This is a genomic window from Micromonospora okii, from assembly GCF_020884795.1.
Lineage (GTDB): Bacteria > Actinomycetota > Actinomycetes > Mycobacteriales > Micromonosporaceae > Micromonospora > Micromonospora okii.
In genome coordinates this window covers 90,140-115,332 of the sequence record NZ_BBZF01000024.1, presented here as the reverse complement: position 1 = coordinate 115,332, position 25,193 = coordinate 90,140, and the positions used below count along the sequence as shown (strand labels likewise).

Here is a 25,193-nt window from a genome sequence, read left to right as displayed (position 1 = left end):
CTACGGCAGCGCCGCGCGCACGCGGCCGGACGAGGTCAGAAATAAGTGTCCAGGACGTCGACCACGGTGTAGTCGTCATCGACGACCGGGATGAACCGCCACTTGTCGAACGCCGTACACGGATGGGAGATGCCGAAGCAGACCAGGTCACCGGGGCGGACCTCGGTGCCGGGCGGGACGCTGAGGAAGGTGTGGTGGTCGTTGAGGCGGGTGACGCCCAGCGCGGTGCCGTCCTCGACGGTCCCGTCCACCCGCCGGATCCGCAGCGGCAGCGGCAGCCCCTCGTCGTAGGGGGCCTCCCGCTTGCCCATCCCGACGATCGCCAGTCCGGCCTCCGGAGTAGAGGTGACCTGCGCCCACAGCTCCAGCGCCGGGTCCAGCTCGCCCTCGTCGGGCACCCGGCGGAACGGCGTACGCTCGGCGTAGATGCCGTGGTCGTGGCTGACGTACGCGCCACTGCGCAGCACGACGCGCAGCCGCCGACCGGATAGCCAGTCGCCCCCGAGTCGGTCGGCGACGATGTCGAAGTAGGCACTTCCGCCGGCGCTGACGACGACCTCCTCCGCGAGGAGCCCACGGTCGGCCAGCTCGGTCACCGCCGCCCGGGTCCGGTCCAGGTAGGCCGCGACCGCGCCGACGTCCGGCAGGCCGCCCTCGTAGACGGCGACGCCGTCGAGGCGGACCCGGGGTGCGGCGGCGGCCGCCTCGGCGACCTCGACCAGCTCGCCGATGGTGCGGCAACCGGCCCGTCCGCCGGGATGCCCCAGCTCGACCAGGACCCGTACCGATGCCTCGCCGGGGTGCTCGGCGAGCGCGCCGCTGACGGCCTCGACCCCGGCGACCGAGTCCACGAAGATCAGCGCGTCGAACCCCCGGTCGAGTTCGCCGGCCAGCCAGCGCAGCGGCGTCGGATCGACGAGCTGGTTGGCCAGCAGCACCCGGGGCACACCGAAGGCCCGGCAGGCGAGCATCTGGTTGGCGGTCGCCACGGTGATCGCCCATGCCCCGGCGGCGAGCTGGGCCGCGAACAGCGCGGGTGCCATGGTGGTCTTGCCGTGCGGTGCGAAGGAGAAGTTGTGCCGGGCGCAGAAGGCGGCCATCGTCGCGATGTTGTGCGTGAGGGCTTCCCGGCGGGCGACCAGCACCGGCCAGGTCAGGGCGCCGCCGAAGAGCTGGTGGCCGGCAGCCGCGAACGTCGCGGCGGAGACCGGCGGGCCGGGCTGCCAGAACCCCTTGGCGCGCCAGTCGAGTAGCTGCCCGTCGCTGTGGTCGCGGAGCACCGGCCCTCCTACAGGTTCAGATGTAGTGCGCTGTTGGCAGCGCAGCCTGCCCCATCGCCGACGCCAGGTCAATGTCTTGACGGTGAAGTCCGGGACAGCGCACGATACCGCCACGCATTCAACGGACCATTTTCGAACTAGGGGAGACCATGGTTATCGGTCTGGTCATCCACGCCAGCCACCGCGCGGTCTTCGCGGACGCGGCGCGGACCCTGGCCGGGGTGACCTTGGAGTGGGTCGTCTACGAGCACGAGGACGAGATCCGCGACCTCGTCGGCGGCCTGCTCGCGCGGCAGGGCGTCGACGGCCTGCTGCTCGGCCCCGTCCCGCACGCGAAGTGCCGGGATCTGCTGCCGGCCGGACTGCCGATCGCCATCCTGCGCTCGGCCGGGCTCGACCTGTCGCTGGCCCTGTTCAAGGCGCTGTCGCGGGGATGGCGGCCCACACCCGTCAGCATCGACACCTACGACACCCAGACGGTGGCGGAGGTCGTCCGGGCATCGGGGCTGGACCCCGCCGAGGTCACCTGCCTGCCCTACGACCCGGAGCAGAGCGTGGCCGAGATCGTGGCGTTCCACCGGGCGGCCCTGGCCCGCACCCGCGCCGACTACGTGATCAGCCTGCGTACCGCAGTCGCCGCCCAGTTGCGGGACGACGACATCCGGGTGCTCGGCGGACTCCCCGGACCGGCCACGTTACGGGCGCAACTGCACGAGCTCGCCCTGCGGGTGCAGTCCCGGCAGGCGAGCGCGCTGCGCTTCGCCGCAGGCGTCTTCCTGGTCGGCAGGGCCGGCCCGGAACGGGACCTGGACCGGGCCCGGGTGGGCCTGATGAACCTGCTGCTGAACACCCCGGGCCTCGGTGACGCCTGGATCGAGGACCGGGACCGGCGCGGGGTGGTCGTCTTCGCTCACCAGGCCCTGTTCGAGCAGGCGACCGAGAGCTGGGTTTCGCTGCCCGTGCTGGGCCAGGCCCAGGAGACCCTGGGCATCCGGGTTGCGGCGGGCTTCGGGGTGGGCGCGTCCGCCCGCAGTTGCCTGCACCTGGCGGAACGGGCCGCCGCCCGGGCCGAGCAGGAGGAGCAGCCCAGCGCCTACCTGATCGAGGACAGCGGCGTCATCATCGGCCCGATGAACCCCGCCGGCACCTCCGTCGCGTTCACCTACCGGGGGCACGACGCCGAACTGGAGCGGCTGGCCGGCGAGGTGGGGTTGAGCGCCGCGACGCTGTCCCGGCTGACGGCCGTCGAACGGACCCTGGAGGGTCGGGCCATCTCCCCGAGCGATCTCGCGCAGCAGCTCGGCATCACCGACCCCAGCGGTCGCCGCCTGATCCGCAAGCTGGGCGAGGCCGGGCTGGTCATCGGGCAGGGCAGCACCCAGATGCACCGCAAGGGCCGCCCCGCCCAGTTGTACCGGCTGTGCATCAGCGCCGCGACGGAGCTCCGATGACCTGGGATCTGCTGCTGACCGGCGGCGACCTGCTCGACCCGGGTGCCGGGCGCAGCGGTCGGCACGACATCGCGGTCCGGGACGGCCGGATCGCCGCGGTGGCGCCGGAGCTGCCGCGCGCGGGCGCCGCCGAGGTCGTCGACGTGACCGGCCTGCTGGTCACGCCGGGCCTGGTCGACCTGCACACGCACGTCCATGCCGGGGGCACCTACTGGGGCATCGACCCCGACCCGGTGGCCTGGCACTCGGGCGTCACCACCTGGGTCGATGCCGGCTCGGCCGGCGCCTACACGTTCCCTGCCTTCGCCGCGAGGACCGCCGGTTACGCGGTACGGGTGCCCGCGCTGCTGAACATCTCGGCGGTGGGCCTGGTCGCGCCGGTCGGCGAGTCGCGGGAGTTGGCCAACTGCGACGTCGAGCTGGCGGTGGAGACCGTCCGGGCGCACCGCGACACGATCGTCGGCATCAAGGTCCGGATGGACCGGCACAACGTGGGCGCGAACGGGCTCGCCCCGCTCCGCCGGGCGACCGAGGTGGCCAGCGACTGCGGGCTGCCGGTGATGGTCCACATCGGTGCGGCGCCGCCCTCGATCGCGCAACTGCTGCCGCTGCTGCGGCCGGGGGACATCATCACGCACTGCGCCAGCGGTATCGCCGCCGGTGCGGCGGGGTACGACCCGGCCGCCAGGGAGGCGTACCAGGCGGGTGTGCTGTTCGACATCGGGCACGGCTCGGGCGGCTTCGCGTTCGACGTGCTGGAGGCACAGTTGGCCGCCGGCATGCCGCCGCACACCATCTCCACCGACCTGCACAGCAGGTCGCTGCACGGGCCGGTGTTCGACCTGCCGACCACGATGGCCAAGCTGACGGCCGTCGGCCTGAGCCTCGAACAGGTGGTGGCCGGCGCGACCGTCGCCCCGGCACGGGCCCTCGGCCTGCCCGACGGCCTCGGCACGCTCGCGCCGGACGCGCCCGCCGACATCGCCGTGTTCACCGTCGAGTCCGGCCGCTTCGAGCTGGCCGACGTGCACGGGCAGTGCCGTACGGCACCGCTGCGGCTGGTCAACGAGCTGACCTACCGCGCCGGTCGACTCCTGCCGCCGCAACTGCCCCAGCCGGTCCCCCCGTGGGTGCCGCTCACCGACACCCAGCGGCACGCCCTGGCCGGGCGGGACCGCGCGGTACGTCGACTGCTCACCACGCCCCTGGTGGGTCCGGACGGGCTCGCCGAACAGTTTCCCCGAAATGGAGCTTGACCATGTCCAAGAAGATCATCATGACCGACCAGGCGGCCCCGCCCGGCGGGCCGTACTCCCACGCCGTGATCGCGGGTGACCACGCCTACCTCGCCGGAGCGTGTCCGGTGCTGCCGGACGGCACGTGGGTCAGGGGTGACTTCGCCGCGCAGGCGCGGGCCGCGTTCACCAACCTGGCCCGGGTCGCCGAGGCGGCCGGCGGCGACCTCAGCCAGGTCGTCCGGGTCGGGGTGTACCTGCGCGACTTCGCCGACTTCCCGGAGATGAACGAGATCTACGTGGAGTTCTTCGGCACCGAGAACCTTCCCGCCCGCACCACGTTGCCGACGGCGCTCGTCGGCTTCGACATCGAGGTCGACGCGGTGCTGTACCTGGGCGGGTAGGGCGTCGCCTGTCACTCGGCACGACCACGGCACTCCCCCGTGCCGTCCACCGTCCGGCGCTGCCGGTCGGCCCGCCGGCCTGCCCCGAAACCCCTTCTGAGCTGGGAAATCAGGGGCTTGACGTGAACCGTCGGAGCGACTCAGTCTGTAGCACATTCATATCGAGCTACTTAAGAACATGGCTCCTCATCCAGGGAGATACCCGTGCGGAAACCTCTCACCCTCACCGCGCTCGTCGCGCTGGCGCTGGGCCTCGGCGCCTGCGCCCCCTCCACCGAACAGCCCACCGACGGCACCGACGCCAAGACCGGCACCCTGCGCGTCTGGCTCTTCGACGAGGCCAACCGCGCCGCCAAGGAGGCGGTGGTCAAGGAGGCGGTCGCCGAGTTCACCGCCAACCGTCCGGAGGTCAAGGTCGACGTCAGCTACCTGGCCACCGAGACCCGGTCCGAGAAGTACAAGGGTGCGCTCAACGACCCGGCCAGCGCGCCGGACGTGGCCGAGGTCGGCAACACCGACCTGGCCGGTCTCGTCGCCGCCAACGGCATGGCCGACGTCACCGAGGACATGGCGAAGTGGTCCGAGGCCGGCGACCTGCCGAAGGACCTGGTCAAGACGGTCACCGTCGGCGACAAGGCGTACGGCGTGCCCTGGTGGATCGGGGTCCGGGCGCTGTATTACCGCACCGACGTCTTCACCGACCTCGGGCTGCGGCCCCCCACCTCGTACGCCGAGCTGGTCGACGCGGCCAAGAAGGTCCGCGCCGCGCGCAAGGACATGGTCGGCATCACCGTCGGCGGGCAGTACACCTTCGGGGCGATGCCGTTCATCTGGGACGCCGGGGGTGACATCGCCACCAGTTCGGGTGGCCGGTACACCGCGACGATCGACTCGCCCGCGTCGAAGGCCGGCATCACCGCCTACACCAACCTGTTCAGCGACGACATCTGCCCGGCGAAGCAGTGCGTGGACCTGACCGGTGGCGGCACCGTCGAGACGTTCGCCGCCGGCCGGGCCGGGATGGGCATCCTGGGCAACTTCAGCCGCTCCGCCGTGGAGGCCGGTGCGGTGAAGGGCAAGTACGCCGTGGTTCCGCTGCCCGGCGCGAAGCCGGGCTCGATCGCACCCGCCTTCGCCGGCGGGAGCAGCCTGGGTGTCTTCCGCTCCGCCACGCACCGGAGCCTGGCCGTGGAGTTCATGCAACTGCTGGCCGGCAAGAAGTACGGCATCAAGCTGTACGACGCGATGGGCTTCGTGCCGGCGATGAAGTCGGCCCGGGACGAGGTGACCGCCAAGGAGCCGTTCCTCAAGCCGTTCATCGACACCATGGACGCCGGCACCCGGTTCGTACCGGTGGACAAGGCGTGGACCACCATCGACGCCGAGAAGATCGTGCCGAACCTGCTCCAGAAGGTGATCACCCGACGGGCCACCGTCGACGCGGCGGCAGCCGACGCGAACAACCAGATCACCGCAGCGTTCGCGAAGTAATGAGGAGATCCGCAACGATCCGCAGGCAGCGGCTGACACCCCTGTGGCTGCTGCTGCCTGCGCTCGTCGTCCTCGTGCCGATGTTCGCGTACCCGCTCTACCAGCTCGGTCTGCTCTCCCTGTTCGACTACGGGCAGCCGCAGGTCAGCGGCGGGGTGCCGGCCCGGTTCGTGGGCCTGGGCAACTTCCGGGCCCTGTTCGGGGACCAGGTGTTCTGGTCCGTGCTCGGGCAGACGGTGGTCTTCGCGGCCGGCTGCGTGGTCGTCACGCTCGCGGTGGGCGCCGCCCTGGCCATGCTGCTGACCCGGGTCGGCCGGGTCGCGCGGACGGTGCTGTCGTTCGCCGCGCTGGCCGCCTGGGCCGCACCGGCGATGACCGGCTCGGTGGTCTGGCTGTTCCTGTTCGACAGCAACCTCGGCCTGGTCAACGAGGTGCTCGGCCTGCCCGGCTACAACTGGCTCTACGAGCGGAGCGTGGCCTTCGCGCTGGTCGGCGCGGTGGTGGTGTGGCACTCGTTCCCGTTCGTGATGATCACCCTGTACGCCGGGATCCAGGCCATCCCCGAATCGGTGCGGGAGGCCGCCGCGCTGGACGGGGCCGGGGCGTTCACGACCTTCCGCCGGATCATCGTCCCGATGCTGCGCCCGCTCATCACCATCGTGGTGATCCAGTCGATCATCTGGGACTTCAAGGTGTTCACGCAGATCTACGTGATGACCCGCGGTGGCGGCATCGCCGGGCAGAACATGGTGCTCAACGTGTACGCCTACCAGAAGGCGTTCGCCTCGTCCCAGTACGGCCTGGGCTCCGCGATCGGCGTCGTGATGACGGTGATCCTGCTCGTGGTCACCCTGTTCTACCTGCGGGCGCTGCGCCGCAGCGGGGAGGCGCTGTGATCCGCCGCCGGCTTGCCGACACCGTGGCCATCCTGGTCGCGGTGGTGACGGTGTTCCCGATCTACTGGATGGTCCTGTCGGCGCTGAAGCCGACCGGCGAGATCCAGTCGGCCGATCCCCGGCCCTGGACCCTGAACCCGACCCTGGACCACTTCCGCTCGGCCCTGGGCGTCAGCGGGTTCGGGCGGTACTTCCTCAACAGCCTGACCGTCGCGCTGGCGGTGGTGGTGCTGAGCGCACTGCTCTCGTTCCTGGCCGCGGTGGCGCTGACCCGGTTCCGGTTCCGTTCCCGGACCACCATCCTGGTGATGTTCCTGGTCGCGCAGATGGTGCCGGTCGAGGCACTGAGCATCCCGCTGTTCTTCCAGATCCGCGATCTCGGCCGTGCGGTGCCGGGGGTCGGGCTGAACACCCTCGGCTCGCTGGTCCTGGTCCAGTTGGCGTTCAGCCTGCCGTTCGCCATCTGGATGCTGCGCGGGTTCGTGGCGGCGATCCCGGCGGAGCTGGAGGAGGCCGCCACGGTGGACGGCGCGAGCCGGTTCACCATCCTGTGGCGGATCCTGTTCCCGCTGGTCGCGCCGGGCCTCGCCGCGACCAGCGTGTTCTCCTTCATCATCGCGTGGAACGACTTCCTGTTCGCCAAGACGTTCATCATCAGCGCGACCGAGCGGCAGACCCTGCCCGCCGCGCTGCTGGTGTTCTTCAAGCCGGACGAGAACGACTGGGGCGGGATCATGGCCGCCTCGACGCTGATGACGCTCCCGGTGTTGATCTTCTTCATCTTCGTCCGACGCCGCCTGGTGTCCGGGCTCGGCGGGGCGGTGAAGGACTGATGATGCTGCTACCCCTACCGGTCACCACCGACCCCCGACCGGGCACGCACACCCTCACCGGGGTGACCACCCTCGGCAGCGACCCGGCCTGCGCCGGGGTCGCCCGGCGGTTGCGGGAAACCCTGTCGGGGTCCACCGGGCTGCCGCTGCCCGAGGCCGCCGCTCCGGACGCCACCGTCGCGCTCACCCTCGACCCGGCCCTGCCCGCCGAGGGTTACCGACTGCGGGTACGCCCCGACCGGATCAGCATCAGCGGCGGCACCCCGGCGGGCGTCTTCCACGGGGTGCAGAGCCTGCTGCAACTGCTGCCCGCAGCCGTGTACCGGCGGGCACCGGTGACGGCCGGACCGTGGACGGTGCCGTGCGTCGACATCGGGGACCAGCCGCGCTTCGGCTGGCGGGGCTGCATGCTCGACGTCGCCCGGCACTTCGTGCCGGTCGCCGGGGTGCTGCGCTTCATCGACCTGCTCGCCGCGCACAAGCTCAACGTGCTGCACCTGCATCTCACCGACGACCAGGGCTGGCGGGTGCAGATCCGGCGCTACCCGCGACTGACCGAGGTCGGCGGGTGGCGCGCCGAGTCGATGGTCGGGTCCCGCCAGCACGAACGCTTCGACGGCCGGCCGCACGGCGGGTTCTACCGCCAGGACGACATCCGGGAGATCGTCGCGTACGCCGCCGAGCGTTTCGTCACGGTGGTCCCGGAGATCGACCTGCCCGGCCACACCCAGGCCGCCATCGCGGCGTACCCGTGGCTGGGCAACCACCCCGACCAGCCGGTGCCGGTCGCCGCCCGGTGGGGGGCCTCCCGGCGGGTGCTCAACGTGTCCGACGAGACCGTCGCGTTCTTCCGCCACGTGCTCGACGAGGTGATGGAGCTGTTCCCCAGCCGGCACATCGGCATCGGGGGCGACGAGTGCATCAAGGACGAGTGGCGGGCCAGTGCCGCCCTGCAGCGACGCCTGGGTGAACTCGGCCTCCGCGACGAGGACGAGATGCAGAGCTGGTTCGTGCAACAGTTCCAGCGCCATCTCGCCGCCAACGGCCGGGTGATGTTCGGCTGGGACGAGATCCTGGAGGGCCACCCTCCGCCTGGCGCGACGGTGGCCGCGTGGCGCGGACCGGCGCTGGCCGTCGCGGCGGCCCGCGCCGGGCACGACGTGGTGGCCTGCTGGGACAGCTCCGCCTACCTGGACTACCGCCAGTCCGACTCGCCCGACGAACCGGTCCCGGTGGGTACGGTGCTCACCGTCGCGGACGTCCGGGCCTTCGACCCGATGCCTCCCGGGCTCCCGGCCGAGCTGCGGCACCGGGTCCTCGGCGCCCAGTGCAACCTCTGGACCGAACACGCCGACAGCCCTCGGGCGGTCGACTACCTGGCCTTCCCCCGGCTGTCCGCATTCGCCGAGGCCGCCTGGTCGCCCGGCTCGGCCCCGCCCTGGGACGGCTTCGACGAACGCCTGACCGCGCACCTGCGACGGTTGGACGCGCTGGGCGTCGAGTACCGCCGGCCCGATGGGCCGCTTCCCTGGCAACGGCGACCGGACGCGCCGGGCTGGCCCCGGGACCGGGCCGACCGCGATGCGGAACTCGCCGCGCTGACCCGCAACGTGCGGCAACCCGACGGGCCAGCGTGACATCCATCGCTCGCCGACCACCTCGCACGAGGGCAGGGCTGGTCAGTCCTGCCGCCGCGGCCCCCGCTACTGCTTCTCGTTCTGCCGGAGGGCTTCCTCGAGTTGGTCTTCCAGAATGATGATCCGGCAGGCGGCCTCCAGGGCGGTGCCCTGGTCGACCATTTCCCGGGCCCGGGCGGCCAAGCGCAGCTGGTAGCGGGAGTAGCGGCGGTGCCCGCCGCTGGAGCGGTGCGGGTTGATCAGTTTCGCCTCGTCCAGGCGGCGCAGGAAGTCCTGCGTGGTGCCGAGCATCTCCGCGGCCTGGCCGATGGTGTAGGCCGGGTAGTTCTCATCGCCGAACATGTCGTCGGGGTTCTGCCCCATGCCACCTCCACGTCGAGGGCCCCGGCGCGTAAGCGCCGGGGCCCAGGGTTACGGTCAGAACACCATCTACCGACAAGAACGTCGGCTTGTCGTATCCGCACCAACCGTCATTGACGGCTGGTACGAGGATCGCATATGCGTGACCGAAGACCACCTCTCGTTCGATGGAAACTGCGGTGTCCGCCCGGCCTGACATGACGGCCGACGGCGGGCGATCCAACGGTGTACGGCCCTCCCTTTTCTCTGCTACTTCGTTCCCTTGCGGTCGTACGGTCCGCCGGCACCGGAGCCCACGCGACTTCATGGCCCCGACACGTACGGCGAACATCAGCTGGAGTCCCAAAAAAAGCCTTGGCCCCACCTGCGCCCCGGCACGTGTCACGCCGGGGCTGACGTGCTCTTACTGCCTTTCGGGAGGAACGGTGAAGCATGTTCCTCTCCTCGCCGCCCGTCGCGTCCTCACGGCCGGGCGGCCCGTCTGCGTCTTGACGGATCTTTCCTCTCGACTCGAGGAAGAGTATGCCACACCGCAGAAGATGTCTAGCCGCTCCAGCCTAGATTTCCTGGCCGACGGTCATCAGGATGACTGGCCCGCCGAGCAGGCAGGGCGCGAGCCCTGGCGACAAGCCCGCGTCGCCGGGACCGCCGTTCGAGACGGTGGTGCAGGACATGCGGCTGCTCGCCCGCTTCGACACGACCACGCCCGTCCGTCAGTGGTGGAGCGCCCGGTGCAGGACGGCCCGGAGGTACCCCGGGTCGGCGGGGCCGTTGTCGAGGAGTATGGCGGTGCAGAGGCCGTCGGAGGCAGCGACCACTCCTGCGACGGCGACGGGGTCGTCGGTGAGGGTGGCGCAGAGTTCGGCGACGTTCTCCCGCCACCGGCGCGCCACGGGGCGCAGTGCGGGCCTACGGGCTGCGAGGGTGGCGAGTTCCCGTTCGGCGAGCGCACGTTCGCGGCCTACACCGGCGGTCTCGGCGATGAGTTCGGCCAGGCCGGTGAGCTTGTCGCCGGGGGTGTCGATGATCTGGCGGATGCGGGCGGTGTAGACGTCGGCGACGCTGGTCAGGGCGGCGACGAGCAGGTCGTCGAGGGTCGTGAAGTAGTACGTGCTCAGGGACGTGGTGATGCCGGCCTGCTTGGCGACGGTGCGGTGGGTGACGCCCGCCGCGCCGTCACGGGTGACCACTGCCAGGGTGGCCTCGATGATCTCGCTTCGGCGCCTCGCGCCGCGGGCGAAGCGTCCGTCGGTGTGTTCGGCGTCGTCCCTGTCGATCGTCTCCACCTCCTCGCAACCACCACCTGCAAGGATAGTCGGACCATCGTTCAAATCTCGGTGCCGGTGTGCTGTGCCTGTCCGAGCCGGGGCACGTGGCGCAGCATGCGCAGGCACAGCACCGTGGCGGCGGCGATCGCGAGCCCGGCGACCACGGAGGAGACGTTCAGCCCCGTGGTGAAGGCGAGCCGGGCCTCGACCAGCACACCGGGTGGGAGGTCGTCGGCGATCGCGCCGGCACTGCCGAGGCTGTCGGTCAGCGCCGTCGCCTCGCTCCCGGACAGGCGGGCCGGCACGATCAGTTGGCTGCGGTAGACGACGGTGGTCAGGCTTCCCAGGACGGCCACGCCGATGGCGATGCCGAGTTCCTGGACGGTCTCGGACAGCGAGGCCGCCGAACCGGACCTCCCCGCCGGCGCGGAGCCGACCACGATGTCGGTGCCCAGCGCGGCGATCGCGCCCAGGCCGAGGTAGACGAAGGCGAACCCCGCGGCCACCGGCAGCTCGTCGTTCAGGCCGGCGGTAGCCAGCAGGGCGTAGCCGATCAGCGAAACGCCCAGCGTGCCGCCCATGACGTAGCCCGGCCGGATGCGCCGGGCCAGCACGGGCGCACCGATGCCGGCCGCGAACATCGCCAGCGCCGGCGGCCCCATCCACAGGCCCGCCGCGAACGGACTCAGCCCTTCCACCAGTTGCAGGTACTGCGTGACGAGGTACATGGCGCCGCCCATCCCCACGAGTCCGACCAGCAGCACCGTCAGCGCGACGCTGAACGCCCGGTTCCTGAACAGGGAGACATCCAGCAGCGGGTCCGCCAGGCGGGACTGCCGGTGCCAGAACACCGCACCGGCGACCACCCCCACCGCCACGGCGAGGATGCCGCCGGCATCGAGGCCCTCGGCCGCAGCGCGCTTGACGGCATAGACGATCGGAAGGATGGCCGTCAGCGACAGGGCCACGCTGGCCAGGTCGAGCCGGCCGGCAAGCGGGTCCGCGTACTCCGGCAGCAGTACCCGCCCCAGCAGCAGCACGAGCACCGCGATCGGCACCGCGACCAGGAACGCAGCACCCCACCAGAAGCGGTCGACCAACACACCGCCGACGATCGGCCCGGCCGCCATCCCGGCGGCGAACACCGTGGCCCACACCCCGATCGCCGCCGCCCGCCGCCTCGGGTCGGCGAACATGTTCGAGATCAGCGACAGCGTGGACGGCATCAGCGTCGCACCGGCAATCCCCAGCGAGGCGCGCGCGGCGATCAGCAGCTCCGCGCTCGGCGCGAACGCCGCGACCACCGAGACCGCCGCGAAGGCCGCGACCCCGATCATCAGCAGCCGACGCCGCCCGACACGGTCCCCCAGGGTGCCCATCGTGACGAGGAAGCCGGCCAGCAGGAAGCCGTAGGCGTCCATGATCCACAGCGTCTGCGTCGCCGACGGCCCGAGGTCGGCCGCCACGGCCGGCAGCACCAGATACAGGACCGTGACGTCCAGCCCCAGCAGGAACGTAGGGAGCGCCAACAGGGCCATCCCCGCCCATGCCCGCGCACCCGCAGGCGCAGCCGCCCGTCCGCTCACCACGTTCCTCCTCGCTCGACCGAAAGAAGTCGTACGATAGTTCAATTAGAACCATCGTACAACTAGCGAGGTGGGGTGAGGGCCACGCCGCTCCGCTGCCCGGCGGCCCACTGGCGTCGAGCCAGGGAGCAGAGCACAGGCAGCCAGCCTGCGGATTACAAATAGAGCCGCCTTAGGAAACCGATGCTCCATCCCCGCGGCGGCGCCCGCCGCCGGCCGGAGCATTGTCGTAGACACGGTGGCGACCCGTGCTCCGATTTCGCGTCGGGGAGGCATAGGCTTCGGGTGGCGCGCCGGCGAAGGGGGAATCGGGGCGTGTTCCCATCGTGGGCCAGCCCCGTGGTGCCGGTGCCATTCCGGTTCCGGTTCGCACCCGCCCGATCCGATAGGGTGGAGCCGGTTCGCTATCGACCGGGGTCGCCGTATCCGCCGCAGGGCGGTCCGACCCCGGCAATGGGAAAGGACGGACGATGGCCGGAGCTGCCGCGGCGGTGAAGCCGCAGATCACTTTTGGCAAGTTCCAGAATATCGATCTCCGGGTGGCACGGGTCCTGTCGGCGCCCATGGCCGAGAACACGCGCTTCCCGTGCCGGGTGATCGAGTTGGATCTCGGCCCGTTGGGCAAACGCGTCTCGGTCGGCCAGTACGCGCTGATCGGCGAGGACGAGCTGGTCGGTGCGAACGTAGTGGCGTGCGTCAATCTCGGTGAGCGCGAGATGGGCCCGTACGTGTCGCAGGCGCTGGTGCTGGGGGCCCCGCATCCGGCGAGCCCCGAGGGGCAGGCCCAGGCGATCCCGATCGTGGTCGCCGCTGACGCCGTTCCCGGGGACGCCATCTACTGACGCGTCGCCGGTTGCCTGGCGTCCGTGCCGTCGCGGCCGACCACCGCCAGCCCGGCGACGATGGCCGCCATCCCGGTGAGGGTCCAGCCGGTGGCCTCCTCGCCGAGGACGAAGATGCCGAGCGCGCTCGCCATCAACGGTTCGGCGAGGCCGATGGCGGTGGCCGACGACACCGCCGTGGTCTTCAGGCCGCGGATCCACAGCAGGTACGGCACCGCCGTCGCGCCGATACCCAGCCACAGGGTGACGCCGATCCCGCTCCAGTCGGCCAGCCACGTGAAGTCGTCACCGGCGGAGAGCGCGACGATCGGCAGACAGGCGAAACCGAAGAAGCTGCCGACCACGACCCGCCCGTCGACCCCACGGGAGAGCAGCATCCGTCCGGCCACGGTGTACGTCGAGTACGCGGCGGCGGCGGCCAGCGCGTACAGCACCCCGGAGAGTCGCACCAGCACCGCGCCGCCGGGAACGGAGAGCAGCGCCAGTCCGGCGACGGTCATCGCGGTCCCGACCGCCCAGACGCGGGTGAGCCTTTCCTTGATCGCCAGGCCGAGCAGGCCCGTGATCAACGGCGCGCAGCCGATCGCGATCAGGGTCCCGGTGGCGACGCCCGTACTGCGCACGGCGGAGAAGAACAGCGCCTGGTAGGCGGCGACCGAACCGATCCCGACCACGGTGAGCGCCCAGGTGGAGCGGGTCCAGCAGGCGGCCATCCCGGCGGTCCCGCCGTGGGCCAGGGCCCACGCCAGCAGGATCAGTCCGCCCGTGCAGAGCCGGGCGGTGGCGATGCCGAGCGCGGACGCCTCGGGCGGCGCGAGCACCTGGGTGGCACCGGTGGTGCCCCACAACACGGCGGCGACCAGCACCAGGAGGGCCCCCTGCCGGCGGGCGTCGGGAATCGGGGTGATCTGCCGGTCCGGACCGACGTAGGAGGATGCGGTTTGATGATCCATAGCGGGTGCCTGCTGTCTCTTGTACCGGAGCCATTGAACGGATCTTTAAGCTGTAGTACGTTCGATAACGCCTCACTCCGGGTGAGGGTGATGAATACGAGAAGCAATCTTCGGTGATGCACCTGTGAGCGACCGATAAGTCTGGAACCGATGTTGGATCTTCGGCGACTCCGCCTGCTTTCTCATTTCGCCTCTCTCGGCACGGTCAGTGCGGTCGGAAAATCGGCACAGCTAACTCCCTCTGCGGTGTCCCAGCAGCTTGCGACCCTGGAGAAGGAAATCGGCATGCCGTTGCTGGAGCGCAAGGGCCGTCAACTGACCCTGACCGAGGCCGGGCGGGTGCTGGTCAGCAGCGCCGAGCGCATCTTCGCCGAGGTGGAGCGGGCCAAGACCGAGCTCGCGCATCTGCGGGACGGCGTCGAAGGCGCCGTGCGGTTGGCGTCCTTTCCGAGCGTCTCCCGACTGGCGGTCCCGCAGGCCCTCGCGTTCTGTGTGAACGAGGGACGCCCGGTCGAGATCGGCCTGCACGAGATGGAGGCCCACGAGAGCCTGCCGGCGTTGCGCCGTGGAGAGATCGACCTCGCACTGGTCGACGAGTACGAACCGTCGCCGGCGCTGGTCGAGCCCGGGACCGAGTTCACCCCCTTGTTCAGCGAACAGATGTATCTCGTCCTCCCGACGAGACACCCACTCGCCCGGCCGGCCCTCCCCATGACCGCGTACGCGGCCGAGCCGTGGCTGACCTGCCAGGTGGGCACCCTGTGCCACGCGGCCATGGTCAGCGCCTGCGCCGACGCCGGGTTCACGCCCGAGATCGCGTACATGAGCAACGACTTCACCGTCATGCTGGCCATGATCGAGGCCGGTCTGGGCATCGGGTTCGTGCCGGCGATCGCCATCGCCCAGACCCGGTACGACGTGCGGTGCCTGGTGCTGGCCGAGCGCCCGTTGCGGCGACGGATCTCGGTGGCCGTGCGCAGCGCCGCCCGCAGCCGGCCCACACTGCGGCGGCTGATCAACGCGTTCATTGCGGTCACCGCCAATCTGGACGACACGGTCAGGCTCGGCACTACCGGTGCAGGCCCGGCTGACGGTGGGCGGGGGGCGGCGCTGCTCCGTTGACCACCTCGGCGACGCGGGCGAGCGCCAATTCGTCCAGCACGGTCCGTAGGTGCGTACGGAGGCGACGCACCGACGACTCGTCCAGCCCGTCGGCGGGCGAGGGGGCCCAGCTCAGCCACACGGCGAGCTGGTCGTCGAGGACCACGGCCGACACCTCCACCGGGTAGGGCCGCTCGGCACGGGGAGAGCGTGCCTCCCACGGCACGGGGGTGCCGTCGGGCCGGAACCGGTCGCCGGGCGGGCCGAGGTCGCCCCGGCCCAGGTAGTTGAAGCAGACCAGGGCCGGCGGCGTCGCCCGGAGTGCCGCCGCCGTCCCCGGGTCGCCGGCGTGACGGCGGAGGACGCCGTAGCCGGTGCCGCCGTGCGGCACCGCCGCCAACGCCGCCCGCGCGGGGGCCAGCTCGGTGGCCAGGTCGGTCGCCGGCGCGCTGGGCCAGGCGACCGGGAAGACGGCGGTGAACCACCCGACCACCCGGTCCAGTTGCGGCCACCGGTGCCGGCCGTGGGTCTCCAGGTCGAACGTCACGGCCCCGTCCGGACGCCAGCGGGCGAGCGCGAGCCCGACGGCCGCCGCCATCACGTCGTGGACGCACATCCCGAGCCGGACCGGAGCCGGACCGAGCAACTGCCGGGTCTTCGCGGCCGGGACCCGAAACGTCAGGAGCCCTCCGGCCTGCTCGGGCCGGGCCGGGCCGCGCGCCGCCAGGCTCGGTGCCGCCCGGCGCAGGCGCAGAACGGAGAGCCAGTAGGCCGCCTCGTGGGGGTCCGCGCCGAGTGCCGGCAGGGCTTCGATCCAGCCCTGGAAGGTCTCCGCCTGCGCCGGCAGCGCGGGTTCCTCGCCGCGCTCCAGGGCGTCCAGCGTGACCACCAGGTCGTCGAGGAGCACGTGCCAGGAGACGATGTCGACGACGAGGTGGTGGATCGCGACGACGAGGTACGTGGCGTCGCCCTCCCGGTCGTGGACCACCAGCGCCCGCAGGTGGTCACCGGTGGACGGATCGAGGGACCGGTGCAGCCGGTCGACGGCGGCGTCGCGCTCGGCGGTGCCGGTCACGTCGAGGGTGCGTACCAGTCGGTCGGGGGCGATCCCCTCGGCGGGCGCCATCCGCACCCCGGTCCCGTCGTCGACGAAGCGGGCGCGCAGGGCGGGGTGTGCCGCCACGAGGGCCCGGAGCGCGGCCTCCAGGTGCGCCGGGACCAGCGGCCGGAGCACGCGGAGCCGCACGAACATGTTCCAGTACGTCCGGTCCGTGCGGACCCGTTCGGTGAACCACTCGTGTACCGGCGCCACAGCCGTCGGGGCCGTGGCCGGGCGGGCGCCGCCGGTCTCCGGCGGCACCGGGCGGGCCGGGGACCTGCCCAGGTACGCGACCAGGTCCGCCAGCACCGGATGGGACAGGAACTCGGCCACGGAGATCGGCACGCCGGCCCGGCGCAGCCGGGCCACCACCCGCATGGCGAGGAGGGAGTCGCCCCCCTCGTGCAGGAAGTGGCTGTCGTCCGTCGGTGGCGGGCCACCCAGTGCCTCGGTGAAGCACCGGCGGACCAGTTCCGCCATCGGGGTGTCCTGCCGCAGCGGGGTGACCGGTCGGCCCCCGGGTGGCCGGGGGGCGGGGGTCGACGGGTGCAGCCGGGCCAGGGCCAGCCGGTCGGTCTTCCCGTTGGACAGCAGGGGGATCCTCGCCACCGGCACGAGATGGGCGGGGACCATGCGTGCGGGCAGCCACGCCGCGAGCGCGGTACGCAGCTCGGTGGTGGTGCGGTGGCCCGTCGGGTCGAACTCCACGAAGGCCGACAGCTCGGGCGCTCCGTCGGGGTCACGTTCCCGGACGGTGACCGCCACCGCGCGGACGCCCGGCACATCGAGGATGGCGGATTCCACCTCGCCGAGCTCGATCCGCTGTCCTGCGATCTTGATCTGGTCGTCGGCCCGGCCCAGGTAGAGCAGGTCCCCGCCGGGCAGGCGGCGAACCAGGTCACCGGTGCGGTAGACCCGGTCGGTCCGCCCGCCACCGAGGTCGACGTGGTGGAACCGTTCGCGGGTGCGTTCGTCGTCGTCCAGGTAGCCGTCCGCCAGGCTCTCCCCGCCGACGTGCAGCTCACCGGCCTGGCCGTCGGGCGCCGGCCGTCCGGTGTCGTCCAGGACGTAGCAGCGGACGTTGTCCAGCGGCTGTCCGATCGGGACGCTCGCCTGGTCCGCCCAGGTGGCGGCGTTCTCGGGCACCGCCCGGTAGGCCGTCGCGAACGCGGTCTCGGTCGGGCCGTAGAAGTTGTAGAGCGGTTCCCGGCGGACGCCGTGGAAGGCCCGTTGCAGCGCGGCCGGCAGCTTCTCGCCGGTGCTCATCACCGCCCTCAGGGACGTGTTCCGGGCGAACGCCCCGGTCTCCGTCAGCGCCCGCAGTTGCGCCGGGACGGTGAACAGGACGGTGACCCGGTGGTTGTCGACGGTCGCCGCGAGCAGGTCGGGATCACCCTCGGCACCGGGGGGCGCGACTACCAGACAGGCCCCGGCGGCCAGGGCGGAGAACATCTCGTACGCGCTCACGTCGAAGGTCAGCGGCGTCTTGAGCACGAGGGTGTCGTCGGGCCGCAGGCCGAAGGTGCGCACGCAGGCGCGGACGTTGTTCGCGACCGCACGGTGGCTGAGCCGCACGCCCTTCGGGGTTCCGGTGGAGCCCGAGGTGTAGAGGACGTGTGCGGTGCCGTCGGGGGTGGCGTCGCTCGACGACGGGGCGTCCGTCGTGCACCCCTCGCCCTCCAGAAGCAGGTCGGCGAGGGCGACGTCCTCCCCGGGGCCGGGTGGCGCGGTGTGCCCATCGGCGGTGGCCAGGAGGTGGACGCCGCTGTGCCGGCGGACGTACGCCAGCCGCCTGGCCGGGTGGCCGGGGTCCAGCGGGACGTAGGCCGCGCCCCGGCGCAGGACCGCGAGGATGAGGGCCACGCACTCGGCCGAGCGGGGCAGCAGCAGCCCGACCCGGGTGCCGGGGCCCACCCCGCGCTCGCGCAGCGCGCCGGCCAGCCGGCCGACCCGCCGGTCCAGCTCGGTGTAGGTCCAGCTCTGCCCCTGGCCGCGCAGGGCACAGCGGTCGGGGTGGGCCTCGACGCTTCTCCGCAGCAGCGTGTCGAGAGTCCCGCCGGTCGGCGTCTCGTTGCCAGGCACGGCCCAACCTCCTGCATATCTGCGTGATTCGGCGGCCATCATCCGTTGCCCGGAAATTGTAGGGGATCCGCCCCATTGGTCGACCTGCCATTTGGTGCAGAATCGCTACAAGCTCGATTTAGAAATTCTTAATTGATTTACGCCATCGATACAGATACAAATACTGGGGTCACCTGACGGTGAGTGTGCCCAGATCCACGGGGAGTGGGGGGCAGCGGCGGCAGTTCCGTTCCGCCAATCCAGGAAGCGGGCACCTCGCAGCGCAGCGATCCGGTTGCTGGTTCTGCCCAGTCGGTTGGTTCTGCTCGAACATCCGTATTGGTTAGGGGAGATCCATGTCATCTACCGACCAGTTCGCCGACACGATCACATATCGCTCGGACTGGTACCGCGAATACCGCCACCTTCGCGGAGTCGACGAGATCAAGAAGCGTCTGGAGCGCGACGCCCTGTTCCACGCGCTCGCCGAGCGCGGACAGCCCGCCGGCCGGATGCTCGACGTGGGCACCGCCACGGGCCGGTACCCGATGCTGTTCGCCCGCGCCGGGTGGCGCAGCGTCGGCCTGGACGTCGCGGACGCGGCGGTCGCCATGGCCCGGGAGGAACTGCGCCGGTCCGACGTCACCGACCGGGTGGAGCTGGTCTGCGGGGACATCCGTACCGTCACGCTTCCGGAGCGGAGCTTCGATCTCGTGACCTTCATGATGGGCACGTTCGCCCACATCCCTGACGCCGACCGGATCGACACGCTGGCCACCGTCCACAGCCTCCTCGCCCCCGGCGGATGTGTAGTGGTCTCGAACTGGAACACCTCGTGGCCGGACGGACGGATGCTGTCGCTCTACGGGTCCGCCGACCGCGAATGGCTGCTGCGGGCCACGCCGGCTCCCGAGGAGACCGCGGCGATGCTGACCGCCGCCGGTTTCGGCACGGTCGGCGTGCAGCACTTCTGCCCGTTCACCGACGCGCAGATCGACCACTGGATCGGGTCGCACGAGGACTCGCCCGACCGTATCCAGGCATACATGCTGAACAACAACATCTCGACCCCCGGCCAGATGCACCTCGTCGTGGGGGCCAAGGACGCCGCGGGGACCGGGGAATGACCGCCGAACCGACCCTGGCGTGGGACGACGGAGCCATCGTCACGGTGGACCAGACCGCTCTGCCGCACCGCCGGAACGTTCTACGCATCACCACCGTGGACGAGCTGATCGACGCGATCGCACGACTCGCGATCCGGGGAGCCCCGGCGCTGGGGATCGCGGGCGCCCTGGGCGTCGCGTTGTCCGCCCACCGGCACGGGACGGACGAGCCGGTACGGAGGGACGCCGCGCGCCTGGCCGCGGCCCGGCCGACGGCGGTCAACCTGGCCTGGGGGGTCGACCGTGCCCTGAGCCGGCTGGCCGAGGGCGCCGACGCGGTACTCGCCGAAGCCACCGCACTCGCCGAGGAGGACGAGCGGGTCAACCGGGCCGCGTCGACCCGGGCGGCGGATCTCCTCCGGGGACTCTGCCCCCGGCCACGGCTGCGGATCCTGACCCACTGCCACACCGGGCGGCTGGCCACGGGCGGGGTGGGCACGGCGCTGGGTGCCGTACACCACCTCGCCGGGCACGGCCAGGTCGAGATGGTCTTCGCCACCGAGACCCGACCGCTGCTCCAGGGGGCCCGCCTGACCGTGTGGGAGCTGCGCGACGCCGCCATACCCCATCGGCTCCTGGTGGACTCGGCGGCGGCGAGCGCGCTGGCCGCCGGCCTGGTGGACTGCGTCGTGGTCGGCGCCGACCGGATCGCCGCCAACGGCGACGTCGCCAACAAGGTCGGCACGTACCCGTTGGCCGTCGCGGCGGCCCGCCACCGCGTGCCGTTCGTGGTCGTCGCCCCGGAGTCGACCATCGACGAGGAAACGCCCGACGGGGCCGCGATCTCGATCGAGCAGCGGCCGGGCGACGAGGTGACCTCCATCGCCGGTGTCGCTACCACCTGCGCCGGCACACAGGTGTTCAACCCGGCCTTCGACGTCACGCCGAGGGATCTGGTCACCGCGATCGTGACCGAGGACCGCATCTGGCACCCCGCCGACCCGGGCGTCGGTGAGCTGGCGGACCGGATCGACCGGCTCGCCACGGTGGTCGAGGACTTCCCCCGGCCCGGGGTGCGGTTCCGTGACCTGGCCGGTGTCTACGCGCAGCCGGCGACGCTCGGGGCGGCGGCCCACGCCCTGGCCGCCGCGTACCGGGACGCGTTCAGCCATGTCGTCGCCGTCGAGGCACGCGGCTTCATGGTGGGCACCGCGGTCGCGCTGGCCGCGGGGAAGCCGCTGGTCCTGGTGCGCAAGGCCGGCAAGCTGGCCGGCCCGTTGCGGTCGGTGAAGTACGACCTGGAGTACGGCGAGGACGTGCTGGAGATGCAGGAGTCCGCGTTGCCGCCGGACGGACGGGCGCTGATCGTGGACGACGTGCTCGCCACCGGCGGCACCCTGGCCGCGGTGACGAAGCTGGTCACCGAGAGCGGGGCCACGGTGGCCGGGGTCGGCGTGCTGCTGGAGCTGGCCGAGTTGGGCGGAGCCCGTCGACTGCACCCCCACCGGGTGGTCGCGCTCCGGACCGAGCGGTCATGACGGCGCACGCCGTGGACGTCGTCGCCACCGCCCCGTACGACGCCACTGTGGAGCAGTACGACGCCGCTGCCGGGCTGAGCGCGACGGCGCGGGCCCTCTACGACCAGGGCTGGATGCCGGGGACCTCGGGCAACGTCTCGGTCCGGTCCGGGGCCGACGCGGTCCTGATCACCGCCAGCGGGCTGGGCAAGGGGCGGCTCACCCCGGCCGACACGGTGCTCGTCCGGGCCGACACCGGTGCGCCGGTGCGGCCCGGCTCGCCCCGGCCCTCCGCCGAGACCTGCATCCACCTGGCCGTCTACCGGGCCTTTCCGACGGTCGGGGCGGTGGTGCACGCCCATCCGCCGTACGCGACCGCGCTGGCGAGCCGCAGGTTCCGGGCCGGGGGCGGGCCGGTGCGCTTCACCGACCTGGAGTTGATCAAGGGCATGGGTCGGTCGTACCTGGACAGCATCGAGGTCCCCCTCTTCGCGAACTGGCGCGAGGTGCCCCGGATCGCGGCCGAGGTCGGTGACCACTTCGCCCGCCCGGCGACCGACCCTGCGCCCGCGCTGCTCATCGCCCATCACGGCGCGACCACCTGGGGATCCGACCTGGCCGAGGCGAGCGACCGCCTCGAGTGCCTCGAAGCGCTCTGCCAGCTCGCCCTCCTCATCGGTGACTGACAGACACCCATCGGACGCCAGCGACTCAGTGAGGGAGAACACCGTGACACTGCTGCAGGTCATGCCCGACGACGACGCCCGGACGGTGCTGGTGCGCACCGACCGGCCCGACGAGATCCGCGAGGCCCTCAGCCCGCTCGACGTGCAGTTCGAGCAGTGGGAACTCGGTCGGCAGCTGGCCTCGGACGCCTCGCCCGACCACGTTCTCGCCGCCTACCGACCAGAGGTGGACCGGATCTGCGCCCAGGGCGGGTTCCGGCTCGTCGACGTCGTACGGATGAAGCCCGACGAGACCGACCCGCAGTGGCCGGACAAGGCCCACGCGGCGCGGACGAAGTTCCTCTCGGAACACACCCACGACGAGGACGAGGTGCGGTTCTTCGTCGAAGGGTCCGGCTGCTTCTACCTGCACGTGGGCGCGAAGGTCTACGCGGTGGTGTGCGAGGCGGGCGACCTGCTCTGGGTGCCGCGCGGCACGTCGCACTGGTTCGACATGGGTGGGCGGCCGGAGTTCACCGCCATCCGGTTCTTCCAGGAGGAGGACGGCTGGATCGGCAGCTTCCTGCCGGAGAGCATCGCCAGCGGGTTCCCCAGCCTCGACGAGCTGCGCGCGGCCCGGCTGCCATGAGCCGCACAGTTGTCCTCGACGTGGAGGGCACCACCAGCTCGATCGGCTACGTGCACGACCAGTTGTTCCCGTACGCGTCCCGCGTGTTGGGGTCCTGGCTGGCGGCCCACGGCGGCGAGCCGGCGGTCGCCGAAGCGCTGCGCTCCGCCGCCAGGACCGCCGACCGGCCGGACGCCGACCGGGACGAGATCGTCGACATCCTGCGGGACTGGATCCGGCGGGACGTCAAGGTCGCGCCCCTCAAGACCATCCAGGGGCTGATCTGGCAGGACGCCCTCGCCAGCGGCGCGCTCGTGTCGCACGTCTACGACGACGTGCCACCGGCCCTGCGGGCGTGGACGGCGCGGGGGTGGACCGTGCACATCTTCTCGTCCGGGTCGGTGACGGCGCAGCGGGCGTGGTTCCGGCACAGCCCGCACGGCGACCTGCTGCCGTACCTCACCGGGTTCTTCGACCTGGAGAACGGCGGCGCCAAGCGGGAGCCGGACTCGTACCGTTCGATCGCCCGGGCGATCGGCACCGACCCGGCCTCGATCGTGTTCCTGTCCGACGTGGCCGCCGAGCTGGACGCGGCCCGGGCGGCGGGCTGGCACACCGTCGCGGTCCAGCGGGACGACACGCCGCCGGTGGGCGGCGACCATCCGGTCGTCACCGCCTTCGACCAGCTCGACCTGCGGGACGACCTGACCGGCGGGCCCCTGCCGGTGGGCCACGGCCTGCCGGCCGCGCGGTCCGGTGCCGGGGGGTCGCGATGATCCGGGTACCCGCCGGCCCGACCGGCACCGGCTCGGGCACGACGATCTTCACCGAGATGACCGCGCTGGCGCAGCGGACCGGGGCGGTCAACCTCGGGCAGGGCTTCCCGGACACCGACGGCCCGCCGGCCATGCTGGAGGCGGCCCGGACGGCCATCGCGGCGGGCGCGAACCAGTACCCGCCGCTGGCCGGGCTCCCCGAACTGCGGGAGGCGATCGTCGCCCAGCGGGCGCTGCGCTACGGCACCCACTACGACCCGGACACCGAGGTCCTGGTGACGACGGGGGCAACCGAGGCCCTGGCGGCGGCCCTGCTGGCACACTGCGCGCCGGACGACGAGGTCATCGTCTTCGAGCCGTACTACGACTCGTACGCCGCCAGCATCGCCCTGGCGCGGGGGCGGCGACGGGTCGTACCGATGCGTCCCGACGCCACCGGCCGGTTCGGGTTCGACCCCGGCGACCTCTCGGCCGCGGTCTCGCGCCGCTCCCGGGTACTGCTGCTGAACAGCCCGCACAACCCCACCGGCACCGTGTTCGACGCCGAGGAGCTGGCCGCCATCGCCGACTGCTGCCGGCGCAACGACCTGATCGCCGTCACCGACGAGGTCTACGAGTACCTGACCTATGACGGCGCCGTGCACACCCCGCTCGCCACCCTGCCGGGGATGCGGGAACGGACGCTGTCCATCTCGTCGGCGGGGAAGACGTTCAGCGCCACCGGCTGGAAGGTCGGCTGGGTGTGCGGGCCGGCCCACCTGGTCGAGCCGGTGCGGCGGGTCAAGCAGTACCTGACCTTCGCCTCGGGCACCGCCTTCCAGGTCGCGGTGGCGCAGGCACTCGGAACCCAGCAGCCCTGGGTGCGGGCCCAGGCGGCGCGGTTGCAGGCCAACCGGGACCGGCTGCGGGCCAGTCTGGAGGCCACCGGTCTGACCCCGTACGCATGCCAGGGAACGTACTTCCTACAGGCCGACATCCGACCCCTCGGTACGGCGGACGGCATCCGCTTCTGCCGGGAGCTGCCGCACCGGGCCGGGGTCGCGGCGATCCCCAGCGCCGTGTTCTACGACGACCCCGCCGTCGGTCTGCCGATCGTCCGCTTCGTGTTCTGCAAGGAGCCGGAGGTGTTGGACGAGGCGGCGCGCAGACTGGCCGGCCTCACCACGCCGTACCACCAGGAGGCGGTATGACCACGCAGGCACGACCCGACGTCGGGATCATCGGCGGCACCGGGTTCTACGCCCTGCTCGCGGAGAGCGAGCAGATCACGGTCGACACCCCGTTCGGCCCGCCGAGCGGTCCGCTGACGGTGGGCGAGGTGGGCGGCAGGACGGTCGCCTTCCTCGCCCGGCACGGCGCCGACCACCGATTTCCCCCACACAGGATCAACTATCGTGCCAACCTCTGGGCGCTGCGCGCCGCCGGGGTACGTCAGGTCCTCGCGCCCTGTGCCGTCGGCTCGCTCCTGCCCGAACTGGGGCCGGGCAGCCTGGTGGTGCCGGACCAGATCGTGGACCGCACCTCCGGGCGGCACGGGACCTACTACGACTCGGGCGCGGTACACGTCTCGTTCGCCGACCCGTACTGCCCCGTCGGTCGGGAGACCGTGCTGAAGACCGCCCGCGAGCACGGCAGCGCGGTGACCGACGGAGGGACCACCGTGGTGATCGACGGGCCGCGCTTCTCCAGCCGGGCCGAATCGCGGTGGTACGCCCGGCAGGGGTGGTCGCTGGTCAACATGACCGGCCAGCCCGAGGCGACCCTGGCCCGGGAACTCGCCCTGTGCTACACCTCCATCGCCCTGGTGACCGACCTGGACGCCGGTCTCGCCCCCGGCGACGAGGTCCAACAGCAGGACGTCTTCCAGGTCTTCGCCGAGAACGTCGAACGGTTGCGGGCCCTCCTGCTCCGGGTCGTCGACGCGCTGCCCCGGACGCCCGCCTGCCGGTGCGGTGCGACGCTGGAGGGCATCGATCTCCCGTCCGAGCCGGCCTGAACGGGGGC

Annotated in this window: 22 protein-coding genes; 16 read left to right on the top strand and 6 right to left on the bottom strand. The window is 71.8% G+C overall.

Annotated features, from left to right (window positions below):
* Positions 1 to 35 precede the first annotated feature (35 nt).
* A complete protein-coding gene (locus LPU43_RS23620) occupies positions 36 to 1,280 on the bottom strand; it encodes an alanine racemase (RefSeq protein ID WP_229402703.1) in 1,245 nt (414 codons plus the stop codon).
* A gap of 149 nt (positions 1,281 to 1,429) precedes the next feature.
* On the opposite strand from LPU43_RS23620, the gene LPU43_RS23615 reads away from it, so the two are divergent.
* The 7 genes from LPU43_RS23615 (at position 1,430) to LPU43_RS23585 (ending at position 9,227) form a co-directional block, all read left to right on the top strand.
* A complete protein-coding gene (locus LPU43_RS23615; RefSeq protein ID WP_229402702.1) occupies positions 1,430 to 2,731 on the top strand; it encodes a helix-turn-helix domain-containing protein in 1,302 nt (433 codons plus the stop codon).
* Positions 2,728 to 3,987 carry an amidohydrolase/deacetylase family metallohydrolase gene (locus tag LPU43_RS23610; RefSeq protein WP_229402701.1) on the top strand — a complete coding sequence of 420 codons (1,260 nt, stop codon included), beginning with the start codon at positions 2,728 to 2,730 and terminating at the stop codon, positions 3,985 to 3,987. Before LPU43_RS23615 ends, LPU43_RS23610 begins: the two co-directional genes overlap by 4 nt.
* A 2-nt stretch (positions 3,988 to 3,989) precedes the next feature.
* Entirely contained in the window at positions 3,990 to 4,370 is a 381-nt protein-coding gene (locus tag LPU43_RS23605; protein WP_229402700.1) for a RidA family protein, read from the top strand.
* Positions 4,371 to 4,574: 204 nt separating this feature from the next.
* Entirely contained in the window at positions 4,575 to 5,861 is a 1,287-nt protein-coding gene (locus LPU43_RS23600; RefSeq protein ID WP_229402699.1) for an extracellular solute-binding protein, read from the top strand.
* The gene (locus LPU43_RS23595) at positions 5,861 to 6,757 is read left to right on the top strand and encodes a carbohydrate ABC transporter permease (RefSeq protein ID WP_229402698.1); all 897 of its coding nucleotides are present in this window, start codon (positions 5,861 to 5,863) and stop codon (positions 6,755 to 6,757) included. Before LPU43_RS23600 ends, LPU43_RS23595 begins: the two co-directional genes overlap by 1 nt.
* Positions 6,754 to 7,590: a carbohydrate ABC transporter permease gene (locus tag LPU43_RS23590; protein ID WP_229402697.1), complete on the top strand. Its 837-nt coding sequence runs from the start codon at positions 6,754 to 6,756 to the stop codon at positions 7,588 to 7,590. The genes LPU43_RS23595 and LPU43_RS23590 overlap by 4 nt, the downstream gene beginning before the upstream one ends.
* 2 nt (positions 7,591 to 7,592) lie before the next feature.
* On the top strand, positions 7,593 to 9,227 hold the full coding sequence (locus LPU43_RS23585; protein ID WP_229402696.1) for a beta-N-acetylhexosaminidase: 1,635 nt from the start codon (positions 7,593 to 7,595) through the stop codon (positions 9,225 to 9,227).
* 66 nt (positions 9,228 to 9,293) lie between these two features.
* On the opposite strand, the gene LPU43_RS23580 is transcribed toward LPU43_RS23585, so the two are convergent.
* The 3 genes from LPU43_RS23580 to LPU43_RS23570 form a co-directional block, all read right to left on the bottom strand.
* The gene (locus tag LPU43_RS23580) at positions 9,294 to 9,590 is read right to left on the bottom strand and encodes a helix-turn-helix domain-containing protein (protein ID WP_043961674.1); all 297 of its coding nucleotides are present in this window, start codon (positions 9,588 to 9,590) and stop codon (positions 9,294 to 9,296) included.
* A 710-nt stretch (positions 9,591 to 10,300) separates the two neighbouring features.
* Positions 10,301 to 10,873: a TetR/AcrR family transcriptional regulator gene (locus tag LPU43_RS23575; protein WP_229402695.1), complete on the bottom strand. Its 573-nt coding sequence runs from the start codon at positions 10,871 to 10,873 to the stop codon at positions 10,301 to 10,303.
* Positions 10,874 to 10,914: 41 nt separating this feature from the next.
* Positions 10,915 to 12,393, bottom strand: coding sequence for an MFS transporter (locus tag LPU43_RS23570; protein WP_229402804.1), 1,479 nt, complete (start codon positions 12,391 to 12,393; stop codon positions 10,915 to 10,917).
* A 518-nt stretch (positions 12,394 to 12,911) separates the two neighbouring features.
* Between LPU43_RS23570 and LPU43_RS23565 the strand changes: the two genes are divergently transcribed.
* Entirely contained in the window at positions 12,912 to 13,283 is a 372-nt protein-coding gene (locus LPU43_RS23565) for a hypothetical protein (protein ID WP_229402694.1), read from the top strand.
* Here LPU43_RS23565 and LPU43_RS23560 read toward each other — a convergent pair.
* Entirely contained in the window at positions 13,277 to 14,236 is a 960-nt protein-coding gene (locus tag LPU43_RS23560) for a DMT family transporter (protein ID WP_229402693.1), read from the bottom strand. The two genes, LPU43_RS23565 and LPU43_RS23560, sit on opposite strands and share 7 nt — an antisense overlap.
* Before the next feature lie 150 nt (positions 14,237 to 14,386).
* Between LPU43_RS23560 and LPU43_RS23555 the strand changes: the two genes are divergently transcribed.
* Positions 14,387 to 15,358 carry a LysR family transcriptional regulator gene (locus LPU43_RS23555; RefSeq protein WP_229402692.1) on the top strand — a complete coding sequence of 324 codons (972 nt, stop codon included), beginning with the start codon at positions 14,387 to 14,389 and terminating at the stop codon, positions 15,356 to 15,358.
* Here the strand turns inward: LPU43_RS23555 and LPU43_RS28725 are convergent.
* Positions 15,306 to 18,518, bottom strand: a complete 3,213-nt coding sequence (locus tag LPU43_RS28725) for a non-ribosomal peptide synthetase (RefSeq protein WP_305074942.1) — start codon at positions 18,516 to 18,518, stop codon at positions 15,306 to 15,308. The two genes, LPU43_RS23555 and LPU43_RS28725, sit on opposite strands and share 53 nt — an antisense overlap.
* A gap of 335 nt (positions 18,519 to 18,853) precedes the next feature.
* Between LPU43_RS28725 and LPU43_RS23535 the strand changes: the two genes are divergently transcribed.
* The 7 genes from LPU43_RS23535 to LPU43_RS23505 are packed head-to-tail and all read left to right on the top strand — an operon-like array spanning position 18,854 to position 25,185.
* Complete coding sequence (locus LPU43_RS23535) at positions 18,854 to 19,624, top strand: class I SAM-dependent methyltransferase (RefSeq protein WP_229402691.1); 771 nt, start codon at positions 18,854 to 18,856, stop codon at positions 19,622 to 19,624.
* A complete protein-coding gene (gene mtnA / locus LPU43_RS23530; RefSeq protein ID WP_229402690.1) occupies positions 19,621 to 21,141 on the top strand; it encodes an S-methyl-5-thioribose-1-phosphate isomerase in 1,521 nt (506 codons plus the stop codon). The genes LPU43_RS23535 and mtnA overlap by 4 nt, the downstream gene beginning before the upstream one ends.
* Positions 21,138 to 21,806, top strand: coding sequence for a methylthioribulose 1-phosphate dehydratase (gene mtnB / locus LPU43_RS23525; protein ID WP_229402689.1), 669 nt, complete (start codon positions 21,138 to 21,140; stop codon positions 21,804 to 21,806). The genes mtnA and mtnB overlap by 4 nt, the downstream gene beginning before the upstream one ends.
* A gap of 43 nt (positions 21,807 to 21,849) precedes the next feature.
* On the top strand, positions 21,850 to 22,434 hold the full coding sequence (locus LPU43_RS23520; RefSeq protein ID WP_229402688.1) for a 1,2-dihydroxy-3-keto-5-methylthiopentene dioxygenase: 585 nt from the start codon (positions 21,850 to 21,852) through the stop codon (positions 22,432 to 22,434).
* Positions 22,431 to 23,189: an acireductone synthase gene (gene mtnC / locus LPU43_RS23515; RefSeq protein ID WP_229402687.1), complete on the top strand. Its 759-nt coding sequence runs from the start codon at positions 22,431 to 22,433 to the stop codon at positions 23,187 to 23,189. Before LPU43_RS23520 ends, mtnC begins: the two co-directional genes overlap by 4 nt.
* On the top strand, positions 23,186 to 24,379 hold the full coding sequence (locus LPU43_RS23510; protein WP_229402686.1) for a pyridoxal phosphate-dependent aminotransferase: 1,194 nt from the start codon (positions 23,186 to 23,188) through the stop codon (positions 24,377 to 24,379). Before mtnC ends, LPU43_RS23510 begins: the two co-directional genes overlap by 4 nt.
* Complete coding sequence (locus tag LPU43_RS23505; protein WP_229402685.1) at positions 24,376 to 25,185, top strand: S-methyl-5'-thioadenosine phosphorylase; 810 nt, start codon at positions 24,376 to 24,378, stop codon at positions 25,183 to 25,185. Before LPU43_RS23510 ends, LPU43_RS23505 begins: the two co-directional genes overlap by 4 nt.
* Positions 25,186 to 25,193 lie beyond the last annotated feature (8 nt).